A 13,900-nucleotide genomic window follows, 5' to 3' on the forward strand; every position below is an offset into this window, starting at 1 on the left:
TTCATGATTTGCCAGGGATTTAAGCGTCCGAGAAAATGCTCAGGGCAAGGCGCATTGCCGAAGGCAGTACGAATAGTACGCCTAGGCAATGCAACGCCGCCATGGGCGTTTTATCGCGCGCTTAAATTGGCCAGAGCGGCGCTTCATCCATCAAGGCCACCTGCTCGCGCAACTCCAGGATACGGTCCTGCCAATAGCGCTGCGTGTTAAACCACGGGAAGGCGACGGGGAAGGCGGGGTCGTCCCAGCGGCGCGCCAGCCAGGCCGAATAATGGATCAGGCGCAGGGTGCGCAGCGCTTCGACCAGGTACAGCTGGCGCGGGTCGAAATCGCAGAAATCCTCGTAGCCGGCCAGGATGTCGCTCATCTGGCGCACCTGGTCGCCGCGCTCGCCCGACAGCATCATCCACAGGTCCTGAATCGCCGGGCCCATGCGGCTGTCATCGAAATCGACGAAATGGGGGCCCGCGTCCGTCCACAGCACGTTGCCGCCATGGCAGTCGCCATGCGTGCGCAGCACGGCCACGTCGCCCGCGCGGTCATAGCAGCGCTTGACGCCATCGAGCGCCTGCTGCGCCACGCTGGAATACGCGGCCAGCAGTTCGGGCGGCAGGAAATTGCCCTCCAATAAGAATTCGCGCGGCTCGACGCCAAACGTCTGGTGATCGAGCGCCGGCCGTTCCTGGTACGTGGACAGCGCGCCGACGGCGTGGATGCGGCCGATGAAGCGCCCTATCCATTCCAGGGTGGCCGGGTCGTCCAGCTCGGGCGCGCGGCCGCCGTGGCGGGGGAAGACGGCAAAGCGGAAGCCCTGGTACTGGTGCAGGGTGCTGCCGTTGATTTCCAGCGCCGGCACCACCTGGATTTCGCGCTCGACCAGCTCGGACACGAACGCGTGCTCTTCCAGGATGGCGGCATCGCTCCAGCGCGCGGGGCGGTAAAATTTCGCCACCAGGGGCGCGCTGTCTTCGATGCCCACCTGATAGACGCGGTTTTCATAGCTGTTCAGGGCCAGCAGGCGGCCATCGCCGCGCAAGCCCACGCTGTCGAGGGCGTCGAGCACGCAATCGGGGCTCAGGGCGGAAAAGGGATGGACGGGCCGGTCGTCCTCGTGCGGCTGGTTTTCATTGTGCATGAGCGACATTGTAAGGCGCGCGCGCGCCGCCGGTGCAAACACTTCGGTGATGAAGCGCCGCAAGGCGTATACTGGCGCCTTACATTTCATCAAAGAGCAAGCCATGTCACTCGAACAGCCATTATCAGAAAAAGAATTTGACGAATTAGACCAATTCCTGTTGTCGGACCGGTGCTCCGAAGACGCGATGACCATGGATATGCTGCACGGCTATCTGACGGCCGTGGCCATCGGTCCGGAACCGATCATGCCAGCCGAGTGGTTGCCGCGCGTGTGGGGCGAGGATGCCGAAGATGCACCGAAATTCAAGAACAGCAAGGAAGAAGAACGCATCGTCAACCTGATCATGCGCTTCATGAACGAAGTGCTGGTGACGTTTGAAGTGGCGCCGAAGGAATTCGAAGCCCTGTTCGTCGAACACGACTACGAAGGCCAGACCCTGATCGACGCCGAAGCCTGGTGCTGGGGTTTCTGGGACGGCATGGAACTGCGTCCTGGCTCGTGGAACGAAATCTGGGATTCCGAAGTGGCCGCGCTGATGCAGCCGATCTACCTGCTGGGCGCCGACGAAATCAAGGAAGAAGAGCTGAAACTGGTGGAAGACCCGGTCAAGGCGCACAAACTGGCGCAGGAACTGGAAGCGAACCTGCCGGCCATCCACCGTTTCTGGGTACCGCGCCGCAAGGCACCGGTGCAAACCATGAAGCGCGACGAGCCGAAAGTGGGCCGCAACGACGACTGCCCTTGCGGCAGCGGCAAGAAGTTCAAGAAATGCTGCGGCGCCGAGCCGGCAGCCGAGTAATACCTTCGCGTTACCCTGCGCCGGGCACTGTCCCGGCGCATTTCTCTCCCTCGCAGCCCTCCCCATTCGCTCGCCGCCACTGTTGTTGCCACGCGATTGCGCCAGCCTTTTCACTTGTCTATTATTAAGAATAATTCGTGCCTCCATTTGTGCTGCAGGACAACGCATGCCAGCCCGTTCCATGCCCTGGCCTGTCCTCTTCATGTCATGAAAATTCCAGCCTGTCTTGCTATTACTACGGGGGACTCAGTAGAAAATGAGTACTACAAAGCGGATAGAAAACAAGTGCATGGATTGCGAATCTACGTGCTTCCCAAGAGGGAAAGACCGATCAATAAAGTGTCCCAACTGCGGGAACCGCAATATTGGCTTCTCAAGTATAGGCCGCTCCGGCATGGGCTACTCCATCATCGGTTTTGTAGCGTTCGGCCCACGAACGGATACGGAAGCCCCCTCGGCAAAGAGCCTGGTTACAGAGACAGAGCCTGCCGCAAGCTTCACAGAGATACCACCCCCGTCCGCCGCTCCGCGTTTAAAGAATGTCATCGTGACGAACGAAGAAATAGCGCCACCACAAGCAATCCCGGCTCAAGCACTTTCCATGGCAGAAAATGAACGCGTTGTCACCGAGGATGAGCTTAAGCTATCCAAAAAATTATTAGCCGAAAGTTTGCTGGCATTGCAGACTTGTGAAGACAGTACCGATGAGGCGAGCAAAAGACTAATTCCCCTGACGTCCGTCCGGCCTCAAGATCGGCATTGCCACTGCAGGAAGCGCGCCGGCCATCAGCCGCACCCTTGTGAAGCAGGCGCACGCCGTCTTCACCTCCGGGCGCTGAGCCGACCCGCAGCCACCTGGAACACACCTTCAGCCTGTGCGCCAGCGAGGTGTTTTTCGGCGCCTAAGGCGGCAAGCTGCGCGACTTGCGGGCCAGCCACGCGGCGAGCACGCGGCGGCTCATCGTGCGTATGCTGCAGGCTGAGGCCAGTGCCTGCACTCACGCTCCCCATCTTTTTCAGCGCGATGCGGCGCGCCACGCTGGCGGCGATCATGCGGCGCATAGTTCGCCCTCCTGCGCCACTCTGTCGACGATATGGCGCCATTCGCACAATTCATGCACGCCCGGCTTGCGTTCGCCGAAGAACATGACGATGGTGTCGCCCTTCGCGTCGAACAGTTCCACGGACGTCACCAGGCCGTCGACGGTCGGCTTTTTCACCACCCAGGCGCTGGCGATATGGTCTTCGCGCAAATGCAGGTTGAAGCGCGCATCGAGGACATTGATCCACGGCCCCATCACGGCGATCTTGTGCACGGGGCCCGAATGGATCTGGATCATGCCGGCATTGCCGACGAAGGCCATGATGGAGACCTTTTCGAGGGCGGCATCGTTGAGCAGATCGAGCACGCAGGATTTGTCGATCTGCTGCACGAAGCGCGCCTCGGCCAGGCGCAGGCCCTGCAGGCGCGAGACCGCATATTTTTTCAGCACGGTGAAAAACTCATGCGTGTCGCGCAAGTCGGCCCAGGCGGCGCGAAAGCCGGCCACGTCGATCTGCGCGTCGGGCAATTCCGCTGGCGGCGCCACCGGCGCCGTCACGGCGATGCCGGCCGCCTGGTCCGCGTCAGCAAAATGCGCCACCAGCGCGTCGTAGGCGGCCAGGTCGCTTTGCGGCTTGAGGAAAATCTTGTGCACGGCATGGCCGGCCGCATCGAAAAATTGCAGGCTGCGCTGCACTTCCTTCTCACCCATCTCCCGAACGGCAAAGCCATGCGCCCAGTGGCGGTAAAACACGCGCAAGTCGATGTCGCCACCGAGCACCAGGCCCACATGGTTGTTGTGACTGGCCTTGCGATAGACGCCCGTCTTTTCATGCACGCACGAGGCGTTGCGCGTCAGCGCCATGACTTCGCCCAGCGGCTCCAGCGCCTGGACGATGGCGGGCCAGTCGGCCTGCAGGCGCTCGGCGCCCAGCAAGGCGCCATCGTCCAGCGACAGGCCCGCATGCGCGGCGATCAGCTCGCCTTCGGCTATGCCCAGCTCCTCGGCGATGTCGCGGTGGCGGGCCTTCTTTTCGCGGCGCAGGCGGGCAAATTCACTGGCGACCAGCTCGGTATTGCAAATGGGGAACGTGCTCGACACGGTGTCTCCTTTCAAGGCGAACACTGGCTGGCATGGGCTGGCTGGTGGTGGGGAAATTGACGTTAATTATAAATGAGAATCATTCGCAATCAAGTCTTATTTGTGCGCGCATAAAAAAAGCGCCGCGACAGGAAACCCGTCGCGGCGCCAAAGGAGACCGATCGATACAGCCGATCAGTTCAGGAAAACAGGATCAGGCGCTGGCCTGCACGGCCGGCATGGCCGCCGCCTTGGGCGACGGACGCTGCGCCAGCAAGACCACGGCGGCCAGCACCATGGCGCCGCCCAGCAATTGCGTGCCGCTCACGGTTTCTTTCAGCATGGTCACGCCAAACGCCATCGTGATCACAGGTTCAAACGTGGAAATGATGGATGCCTTGGCCGCGCCGATTTGCGCCACGCCGGCAAAGAAGGCGGCAATCGCGATCGCCGTCGAGAACAGGGCGATGGCGCTGACGGCCAGCCAGCCCGTCGCCGTGCCCGGCAAGGCCACGCCTTGCCATAGGGCAATCGCAGTATTCGACAGGCCAGCCGTGCCCAGGATCACCACGCAGGCGGCCAATGGGTGAATATTCTCGCGGCTTTTCGACAGGCTGTTGCCAAACAGGATGTACACGGCGTACACGCCGGCCGCCATCAGCGCCAGCGCGATGCCGATGGGCTGGCCCTGCAGCTTGCCGCCCAGGGTGATGGCCATGCCGGCGATCGCCAGCGCCATCAGCACCAGCATGCGGCGGTCCAGCTTTTCCCAGCCCAGCGCCAGCGCGAGGATGGTGACCAGCACGGGATACACATACAGCAACATGCCGCACAGGCCGCTGCTGGCATACATGAGGGCATTGAAATAACCTTGCGACTGGGCCGTGTACATCAGGCCCATCAGCATATAGCCGGCCAGCAGGCGGCCGCGCGGCAAGCGCCAGCCACCGAGCCACACGAGCGGCAGCAACAGCATGGCGGCGATGACGAAACGCAAGGCCAGCATGGTCGACGGGTTGACCCCGGACGCATAGGCCGCCTTGGCAAACACTGCGGAACTGCCGAAACCGGCGGCCGACAGCAACACCAGCGCAACGGCGCGGCGATCAGACATGACTAAACCTCTATGAGTACGCCAGGGTAAACCTGCTGCGCGTCGCGCTTTGCGGCCGGCGATGCTCACCGTACTGAAGTACGGTTGCGCTTCTCAGCCACAAATCACTGCCGCTCGCGACGGTTTTCCCAGGCGTTGTAACGTTGTAAATATAAATGCCCAGCCAGGCCGGGAGATGTGCATGCGTGAATCCTATTGCGGGTCACTTCACGCGATGACGGCATCATATTCGCTTGCGCAAAATGAAACAAACCAATATTCTTCACGGATAGGCCGAATATTACTGAGGCTCAATTCCCTTGAAGACTGCCATGTCCCGTCCCTTGCCACCACTCGCCGCCCTGCACGCCTTCGAGGCGGCCGCCCGCCATGAAGGCTTCCAGCGCGCGGGCGAAGAATTGCACGTCTCGGCCGGCGCCATCGGCCACCACGTGAAACAGCTGGAAGCGTGGCTGGGCGTGGTGCTGTTCCAGCGCATGCCGCGCGGCGTGGTGCTCACCAGCGCCGGCCAGCGCTATGCAGCCTCGCTGGGGCCGATACTCAACCAGCTGGCCGACGTCTCCGAGCAGGCGCGGCGCCAGGGCGATGACAAGGTGGTGACGGTGACAGCCACCAGCTCGCTCGTCTCGCGCTGGCTGATGCCGCGTCTGGGACGGCTGCGCGACCGCTACCCGCAGATCGAACTGCGCGTGCTGGCCTCGATGCACCCGGTCGACCTGGCGCGCGACGGCGTGGACGTGGCCATCCGCCTGGGACCGGGCCGCTATCCGGGCCTGAAAGTGGATTTATTGATGGAAGAATGGTTTTCCGCCGTCTGCAGCCCCGGCTTTCGCGCCAACGCGGCCAGCCTGCGCCAGCCCGCCGACCTGCTGCGCTATCCGCTGCTGCACGACGAGCCGGAAGTGCACCTGCCCGGCGAAATCGACTGGACGCGCTGGCTGCACAGCTGCGGCGTGCATTACAGCGGCAATAGCGGCAACAGCGGCGCGCGCTTTTCGCACACGTATTTATGCCTGGACGCGGCCGCCAGCGGCCAGGGCGTGGCCATTGCGGCCAGCCCCCTGATCGGCGACGATTTAAGATCGGGCCGCCTGGTGCGCGTGTTCGAACACGCGGTGCGCGGCCCCCACTGCTACTACCTGCTGCGCTCGCCCCAGGCGGAAACGCGGCCCCTCGTGCATGCATTCTGCGAATGGCTGATCGCCGAGGCGCGCGCCGACCAGGAAACCGTCTGGCCCACCGTGGAGAGCGCATGACGAACAGAGAACTGGCGCGCAGCGCCGACTATATTGTCCAGCACGAATACGAACTGACCAAGGTGATGGCCGCCGATGGCCGGCAAGCCAGCCTGGGCGAATTCTATGGCGACCCGGCCGTGGCCTTGATCGATATCCATGAGCAATGGTGCGCCGTGGCGGGCGAGGGCTTGGTGCTGTGCCGGCTGGGACAGCCGTTCGGCCAGTGCGTGGAATATTTCCGCCCGCCGGGCGAAGTGCGCTGGATCACGGCTTTACGGCAAACGGGAGCGTTTGCGCTGGAATGGCAGGATGAGGATGGGGATTGGCACAGCCTTGCCTTTGAGGTGGATGTGTCGGGTTACGCGCCAAGGCGCTAACCCGACCTACGCCGACCTGCGCCAGCGGTTGCAATGACCCGTAGGTCGGGTTAGCGCGTCGCGCGTAACCCGACAACACCCGGAAAGCAAGCGAAGCAGGTAGGTCGGGTTAGCGCAACGCGCGTAACCCGACAACACCATTACAATTTAATGAAATGCTCGCGGTAGTACTTCAGTTCTTCGATCGACTCGAGAATATCGGCCAGCGCCGTGTGCTTCTGGTGTTTCTTGAAACCGGTGGCGATTTCCGGCTTCCAGCGCTTGCACAGCTCTTTGAGTGTCGATACATCAACATTGCGATAGTGGAAGAATGCTTCCAGCTTCGGCATGCCGCGCACCATGAAACGGCGGTCCTGGCCGATGGTATTGCCGCACATGGGCGATTTGCCTGCCGGTACGTATTTCTTCAGGAACGCGATCAGTTCCGCTTCCGCCTGCGCTTCCGTCACGGTCGACGCTTTCACCTTGTCGATCAGGCCGGAGCGGCCGTGCGTGCCCTTGTTCCAGGCATCCATCTTGTTCAGGGTTTCATCCGACTGGTGGATCACGAACACGGGGCCTTCGGCCAGCAGGTTCAAGTGCATGTCCGTCACCACCACCGCCACCTCGATGATGCGGTCGGTATCGGGCTCCAGGCCCGTCATTTCCATGTCGACCCAGACCAGGTTCATCTCGTTTGGACGTGCCGGCACCGCAGGTGCAGGGGTGGATGCGGAGGTGGGTGCAGTTAAGTCGGTCGCTTGTGACATAATTCTCTCTTGGCCTAATCAAACTAAATAATCAGCCATTTTCTCACAGGCACAGAATGTATTCACTCGCGTTTTCGATTTTGTTTGTATCCGTCCTCGTTTTGACCCTCGCCGTGCGCTTCTGGCTCGCTTCGCGGCAGATCCGTCACGTGCTGGCGCACCGCGCCGCAGTCCCACCCGAATTCGCGGAAAAAATCCCGCTGGCCGCGCACCAGAAGGCGGCCGACTACACGGTGGCCAAGACCAAGTTCGGCTTGCTGACCTTGCTGGTCAACTATGCCGTGCTGATCGGATTTACCTTGCTGGGCGGCTTGCAGTGGCTGGCGCTGTCCCTGAATGAATGGATGGGGCCGGGCTCGCCCATGCTGTACCAGATCGGCCTGATCGCCGCCTTTGCCGTCATTTCCGGCCTGATCGACCTGCCATTCGAGTACTACCAGCAGTTTGTGCTGGAGCAACGTTTTGGCTTCAACATGATGAGCAAGAGCCTGTTTTTCACTGACTTGCTCAAGAACATAGGCATCACGGCGGTACTTGGCCTGCCGCTGCTCTGGGTCATTCTTGTCTTGATGGCGAAAAGTGGCGACCTGTGGTGGTTCTATGCCTGGATCGTCTGGAGCGCATTCTCCTTGCTGATGATGATCATCTATCCGAACTTTATTCAACCGCTGTTCAACAAATTCACGCCGCTGGCCGACGAATCCTTGAAAAGCCGCATCGAAGGCTTGATGCAGCGCGTCGGTTTCGCTTCGAAAGGCTTGTTCGTCATGGACGGCTCGAAGCGCAGCGCCCATGGCAACGCGTATTTCTCGGGTTTCGGCGCCAACAAGCGCATCGTCTTCTTCGACACCCTGCTGTCGCGCCTGGCGCCGCAGGAAATCGAAGCCGTGCTGGCGCATGAACTGGGTCACTTCAAGCTCAAGCACATCGTCAAGCGCATCGCCGTAATGTTCGTCATCTCGCTGGGCTTTCTGGCGCTGCTGGGCTTCCTGAAGACACAGCCATGGTTTTACGCGGGCCTGGGCATCGATCCCGTCACCCTGGCACTGACGGGCCAGCCGACGGACGCGCTGGCGCTGCTGCTGTTCATGCTGGCCTTGCCCGTCTTCACTTTCCTGCTGGGACCGCTGACCTCGCTCAGCTCGCGCAAGCACGAATTCGAAGCCGATGCCTTTGCCGCCACGCACACGCAGGCGGACGACCTGGTCTCGGCCCTCGTGAAAATGTATGAAGACAATGCGTCGACCCTGACGCCCGACCCGCTGCACTCGGCCTTTTACGATAGCCACCCGCCGGCCAGCGTGCGCATCCGCCACCTGAAAGGAGCTACGACATGAATACGCCATCGACTTCGCAAGACCTGGCCCAACTGAGTTGCTCGCCACGCCAGCAGGCGCTGGGCGACACGGACATCGCCACCCTGCACGCCCTGCTGCCCCGGTGGTCGCTGCAAAATGGCAAGCTGTGCCGCGACTTCGGCTTCAAGAATTACTACCAGACCCTGGCGTTCGTGAACGCCCTGGCCTATATGACCCATACGCAAGACCACCATCCGGAGCTCATCATTACTTACAAAACCTGCGCCGTGCGCTACGACACGCACTCGGTCAACCAGGGCGCCGGCGGCCTGTCCGAAAACGACTTCATCTGCGCCGCCAAGGCCGATCTCATTTACCAGAGCAGCCAGGTGGCGCCATGAGTGAAGGCAAGTTGACGGGTATCATCATCGCCGCTCACGGCCGCCACTACCTGGCCGACGTGGATGGCGCCAAGCTGCAATGCGTAACGCGCGGCAAGAAAACCAATGTGGCCGTGGGCGACATCGTGCACCTGACGCGCACCTCCAACGACCAGGCCGTCATCGACCGCATCGAGGAACGCAAGACCCTGCTGTATCGCTCGGACCAGTACAAATCGAAGTTGCTGGCAGCCAATTTGACGCAGCTGTTCATCGTCGTGGCGACGGAACCGGGCTTTGCCGACGACCTGATCTCGCGCTCGCTGGTGGCGGCCGACGCGGCCGGCATCGCGGCGCGCATCATCCTGAATAAAACGGACGTGACCGCCTCGCTGGAGCGCGCGCGCGAACGCCTGCTGCCGTATTCCTCGATGGGCTATCCCGTCGATGAAGTGTCGGCGCGCGCCGAACCCGAGCACGCCGTGGCCACCCTGGCGCCGCTGCTGGCGGGCCAGTCGTCGATCCTGATCGGCCAGTCGGGCATGGGCAAATCGTCGCTGATCAACCTCTTGGTGCCGGACGCGGACATCGCCGTGCGCGAAATCTCGGCCGCGCTCGACACGGGCAAGCACACGACGACCTTTACACGGCTGTACAAGCTCGATGAACTGGGCGCCAACAGCTCCATCATCGATTCGCCCGGCTTCCAGGAATTCGGCCTGTACCACTTGTCCGAAGGCATGCTGGAGCGCGCCTTCCGCGAATTCCAGCCCTACCTGGGTGGCTGCAAGTTCTATAACTGCCGCCACCTGATCGAACCGCAGTGCGCCATCCTGCAAGCATTGTCTGAAGGCAAGATCGCCAAGATGCGCCACACCCTGTATGGCCAACTGCTGCACGAATCGGCGCAGACGCTGTATTAACCATACGCGGCAGCACAAACAAAGCAGCAATAAAACCTCGGCAGGCAAAATTTAATTTCGCTGCCGAGCCCGCCTTCCGACTTTAATCCCAAAACCGTTCATCCGCCGTTTCAGGCATTTCAGCGCGTCAAACCTGCCTTCCATCGCCTGCCACTGGCGACGGCCAGGTGCGTTTGCTAACTTGACACCAGTCCCTGCCGGAAACCCGCCAGCGACCACACGATCTAACTCTAACCAATCCTGTCATCCTGATCGAAGGTGAATGTCATGCATACCAAACGTTTACTCCCCCTCCTCGCCGCTATCTTCGCCCTTGCCGGCGGCACGGCCCAGGCGCAAACCGCCGCAGCACCGCAAACCGCTGACAGCGTGCGTGTGACCTCTGGCTCCTACTATCACGTCACGGCACAGGAAGCCCTCGAGATCGAGCAGCAATACCGCCTGTCGAATGGACAACGGCTGGAAGTCCAGCAGCAGGGCAACCATTTCTTTGGCCGCCTGATCGACGACCGTGAATGGCGGGCAAAGCCCAGCGTGGAAATCTATCCCACCGGGCCCGGCCAGTTTGTCAGCAAAAAGGGCGCGACCTTCGTCTTCAGCAATGAAGGCGAGCATGTGGTGATCGACGACGCCCAGCTCCTGCCCGGCTTGCGCCTACGTGCCGACATGCGCAGCGCCAGCACCGCCGCTGGCAGCGACAGCATCCGCCTCGTGTCGCGCTAAGCGCCGGGGCCGGCATCGAATGCCGGGGGCAAATCGCCCCGCCGGTGGCGCCATGCCGGATGAATAATTCTGACAGGCGCACTGAACAATTCCCCTGAATGCAGCTTACAATGCGATGACACATGGCCTGTGCGGTCGCAGGCTGGTGCTACTGTTTGCAGGGAGAATGCTTGAATGGAAATGTTCGCGCTCGAACATGACGTAGCGCAGTGGGAAAGCGCATTGCTGCCGTTGCGCGGCGCCGGGCGCGTACCGCTGCTGCTGTTGCTGTCCTGGCATTTGCGCCAGCGTGATTGCACCAGAGCAATTGCGCTGAGCGAGGAAGCGCTGCTGCTGCTGCCGCTGGGCGGCCAGGAAGCGGCAGCACTGGAACAGGCGCGCGCGCGCCTGCAACTGGTGCAGGCGGAAGTAGCGTGGCTGCAAGGCGCGCTCGACTCCGCGGAAAGCCTGGCCATGGCGGCACGCGCCACCTGCGACGCGCACGGCGACGCCGTCGGCTGCACCGACGCCCACTGGCTGCTGTCGTCGATCGCCGTCGACCGGGGCGACCATGCCCGTTGCGATGCCGAACTGCTGGCCGCGGCGCAGCAAGCGCGCGGCGCCGGCGATGCGATGCGCGCCAGCCTGGCCGACGCGGCCTCGGCGCGCTGGGCCGTGTTGCGCGATGCGCCAGCCGCGCAGGCGCGCTGGGGCGGCCACTTCCAGGCCGACGGCGCCAGCGGCAAGCTGCCCGCGCCGCTGGCCGCCTGGGTGCATGACTTCCGTGGCTTGCTGGCGCATACGTCGCGCGACCTGGGCGCGGCCGCCGGCCACTACATGCAAAGCTATGAAGCGGCGCTGGAAAGCGGCCAGCTGCGCGGCGCCATCACGGCCGCCATCAATATCGGTGACTGTTTCTCCAGCCTTAACGACAACGAATCGGCCCTCGAATGGATGCAGTGCGCGCTGGACCTGGCGCGCCCCACCGGCTGGCCGCGCAGCATCGGCGCCTGCCAGACGCATACGGCCGAAACCATGCGCAAGCTGGGACGCCTGGCCACCGCCGAAGACTTGCTGCGCGAAGCGCTGCACATCCTGGCCCCTATGTCGGGTGCGCGCACGTATGCCAACGCGCTGTTCCATCTGGGCGAACTGAGCCTGGACAAGGGCGACTACGACACGGCGCTCGACGCCTTCAGCCGCCTGGCGCAACGCGCCGAAGCGCTGGGCCAGGCCGATTTCCGCAGCATGGCCCAGCGCGGCAGCGCCCACGCGCTGTCTTACCTGGACCGCCCGGACGAAGCATTGCAGGCGGCCGAGCGGGCGCGGCAGCTGGCCACGGCGCAGGGTGACGCCATGCACCAGGTGGCGGCGCTGCGCGTCTTGTCCATGCTGCATGCGCGCCACGAGCTACCGCCGCCGGCAGGCATGCAGGAACGCAATCCGGCCCTGCATTTCCTGCACCAGGCGCTGCAGGTAGCCTCTTCCATCGACGGCTATGTGCCGCCCGGCGAACTGCTCGATGCGCTGGCGCGCGAATACGCGCATGCGGGCGACTATGCGCGCGCCTACGATATCGCGCTCGATGCGGGCGTGGCGCGCGAAAAAAGCCACACCCAGCAGGCCAGCAACCGCGCCACCGCCATGCAGGTCTACCACCAGACGGAACATGCGCGCTCGGAAGGCTATCACCACCGCGAACTGGCCGCCTCCGAAGCGCGCCGCGCCGAAGTGCTGCAACAGACCAGCGACACGCTGGAACGGCTGTCGGCCATCGGCCAGGAAATCACCACCCACCTGGACGCCAGCGCCGTGTTCCAGGTGCTCGACCGCCACGTGCATGCCTTGCTGCCAGTCAACACCTTCGCCGTTTACATGCTCGACGCGGCGGGCACGGCGCTGCGCCGCGCGCACGGCATCGAGGCGGGCCGTCCCCTGCCCGACAACGCCATTCCCCTGAGCAACCCGCGCGCCTACTCCGTGCGCTGCCTGCTGGGCCGGCGCGAAGTGTATATCGACCAGGTACCGCCCAAGCGCCACGCCTACACGGTGCCCGGCACCCTGCATAACCAGAGCGTGCTGTACGTGCCCCTGACGGTGGGCGAGCGCGTGCTGGGCGTGATGACGGTGCAGGCTTGCGATGCCCATGCCTACGGCGAACGCGAGCGGCTGATCTTCCGCACCCTGTGCGCGTATGGCGCCATCGCACTCGACAATGCCAGCGCCTACCGGCAGCTGCAAGATGCCCAGGCGCAACTGGTGTCGCAGGAAAAACTCGCTGCCCTCGGCTCCCTGATGGCCGGCGTCGCGCATGAACTCAATACCCCGATCGGCAACAGTTTATTAATCGCCAGCACCATGCAGCAAAAGACGGAAGACGTGGAACGCCTGATGAACGGCCCCGGCCTGCGCCGCTCCGACCTGGCCGCCTACATCGAGGATGCCGCCAAGGCGTCGGCGCTGGTGATGCGCGGCCTGCACAGTGCGGCCGACCTGGTCAACAGCTTCAAGCAGGTGGCCGTCGACCGCACCACCGAACAGCGGCGCCAGTTTGACCTGCAACAGGTGAGCAATGAAATCATCGCCACCGTCATGAACCGCATCCGCAGCTCGGGCCACCGCATCGAGACGGACATCGCATTCGGCATCGCCATGGACAGCTATCCGGGCCCGTTCGGCCAGGTGATCACCAACCTGATCAACAACGCCCTGCTGCACGCGTTCGCTCCCGCGCCCAACGATGGCGGCGCCGGCGCGGGCTGCATGCGCCTGTCCGCCACGCCCGATGGGGCGCGCGTGCGGATCGTCTTCGAAGACAATGGCGGCGGCATCGCCGAACAGCATCTGTCGCGCATCTTCGACCCCTTCTTTACTACCAAGCTGGGCCAGGGTGGCAGCGGCCTCGGTTTGTCGATCAGCTACAACATCGTCACGGCCTTGCTGGGCGGCACCATCCAGGTGGCCAGCAGCTCCTCCGGTACGCGTTTCACGCTCGATCTGCCGCTGCTGGCGCCACAGATCGATGCGGCCACCCCGGCCAACATCTATTGAGCCGGCCA

General features: G+C 62.9%; 13 protein-coding genes. 8 read left to right on the forward strand and 5 right to left on the reverse strand.

From position 1 onward, the window contains the following. Positions 1 to 121: 121 nt before the first annotated feature. The gene (locus K0F86_RS22890) at positions 122 to 1,135 is read right to left on the reverse strand and encodes a serine/threonine protein kinase (protein ID WP_219136455.1); all 1,014 of its coding nucleotides are present in this window, start codon (positions 1,133 to 1,135) and stop codon (positions 122 to 124) included. A 103-nt stretch (positions 1,136 to 1,238) separates the two neighbouring features. On the opposite strand from K0F86_RS22890, the gene K0F86_RS22895 reads away from it, so the two are divergent. Further along, positions 1,239 to 1,937: a UPF0149 family protein gene (locus K0F86_RS22895; RefSeq protein ID WP_219136456.1), complete on the forward strand. Its 699-nt coding sequence runs from the start codon at positions 1,239 to 1,241 to the stop codon at positions 1,935 to 1,937. 822 nt (positions 1,938 to 2,759) lie between these two features. Here K0F86_RS22895 and K0F86_RS22900 read toward each other — a convergent pair. From K0F86_RS22900 to K0F86_RS22910, 3 genes are all read right to left on the reverse strand, one after another. Next, the gene (locus K0F86_RS22900; RefSeq protein WP_219136457.1) at positions 2,760 to 2,999 is read right to left on the reverse strand and encodes a hypothetical protein; all 240 of its coding nucleotides are present in this window, start codon (positions 2,997 to 2,999) and stop codon (positions 2,760 to 2,762) included. Further along, positions 2,987 to 4,081 (reverse strand): hemin-degrading factor, encoded by a 1,095-nt coding sequence (locus tag K0F86_RS22905; protein WP_219136458.1) that lies wholly within the window; start codon positions 4,079 to 4,081, stop codon positions 2,987 to 2,989. The genes K0F86_RS22900 and K0F86_RS22905 overlap by 13 nt, the downstream gene beginning before the upstream one ends. A 193-nt stretch (positions 4,082 to 4,274) precedes the next feature. Beyond that, on the reverse strand, positions 4,275 to 5,174 hold the full coding sequence (locus K0F86_RS22910; protein ID WP_219136459.1) for a DMT family transporter: 900 nt from the start codon (positions 5,172 to 5,174) through the stop codon (positions 4,275 to 4,277). Between the two features lie 311 nt (positions 5,175 to 5,485). Here K0F86_RS22910 and gcvA point away from each other — a divergent pair, with 311 nt between their 5' ends. After that, positions 5,486 to 6,430, forward strand: a complete 945-nt coding sequence (gcvA, locus tag K0F86_RS22915; protein WP_219136460.1) for a transcriptional regulator GcvA — start codon at positions 5,486 to 5,488, stop codon at positions 6,428 to 6,430. Further along, entirely contained in the window at positions 6,427 to 6,789 is a 363-nt protein-coding gene (locus K0F86_RS22920) for a hypothetical protein (protein ID WP_219136461.1), read from the forward strand. The genes gcvA and K0F86_RS22920 overlap by 4 nt, the downstream gene beginning before the upstream one ends. 140 nt (positions 6,790 to 6,929) lie before the next feature. Here the strand turns inward: K0F86_RS22920 and orn are convergent, their stop codons facing one another. Next, on the reverse strand, positions 6,930 to 7,538 hold the full coding sequence (gene orn / locus K0F86_RS22925) for an oligoribonuclease (protein ID WP_180338396.1): 609 nt from the start codon (positions 7,536 to 7,538) through the stop codon (positions 6,930 to 6,932). Between the two features lie 56 nt (positions 7,539 to 7,594). On the opposite strand from orn, the gene K0F86_RS22930 reads away from it, so the two are divergent. From K0F86_RS22930 to K0F86_RS22950, 5 genes are all read left to right on the forward strand, one after another. Beyond that, positions 7,595 to 8,875, forward strand: a complete 1,281-nt coding sequence (locus K0F86_RS22930) for a M48 family metallopeptidase (protein ID WP_219136462.1) — start codon at positions 7,595 to 7,597, stop codon at positions 8,873 to 8,875. After that, on the forward strand, positions 8,872 to 9,237 hold the full coding sequence (locus tag K0F86_RS22935) for a 4a-hydroxytetrahydrobiopterin dehydratase (RefSeq protein WP_219136463.1): 366 nt from the start codon (positions 8,872 to 8,874) through the stop codon (positions 9,235 to 9,237). Before K0F86_RS22930 ends, K0F86_RS22935 begins: the two co-directional genes overlap by 4 nt. Beyond that, positions 9,234 to 10,139 (forward strand): ribosome small subunit-dependent GTPase A, encoded by a 906-nt coding sequence (rsgA, locus tag K0F86_RS22940; RefSeq protein ID WP_096234426.1) that lies wholly within the window; start codon positions 9,234 to 9,236, stop codon positions 10,137 to 10,139. The genes K0F86_RS22935 and rsgA overlap by 4 nt, the downstream gene beginning before the upstream one ends. A gap of 267 nt (positions 10,140 to 10,406) precedes the next feature. Further along, positions 10,407 to 10,862 carry a hypothetical protein gene (locus K0F86_RS22945; protein ID WP_219136464.1) on the forward strand — a complete coding sequence of 152 codons (456 nt, stop codon included), beginning with the start codon at positions 10,407 to 10,409 and terminating at the stop codon, positions 10,860 to 10,862. Between the two features lie 180 nt (positions 10,863 to 11,042). After that, complete coding sequence (locus K0F86_RS22950; RefSeq protein ID WP_257572319.1) at positions 11,043 to 13,892, forward strand: ATP-binding protein; 2,850 nt, start codon at positions 11,043 to 11,045, stop codon at positions 13,890 to 13,892. Positions 13,893 to 13,900: the final 8 nt, after the last annotated feature.

Origin of the sequence: Janthinobacterium sp. UMAB-60, assembly GCF_900095235.1 — a bacterium.
Lineage (GTDB): Bacteria > Pseudomonadota > Gammaproteobacteria > Burkholderiales > Burkholderiaceae_D > Janthinobacterium.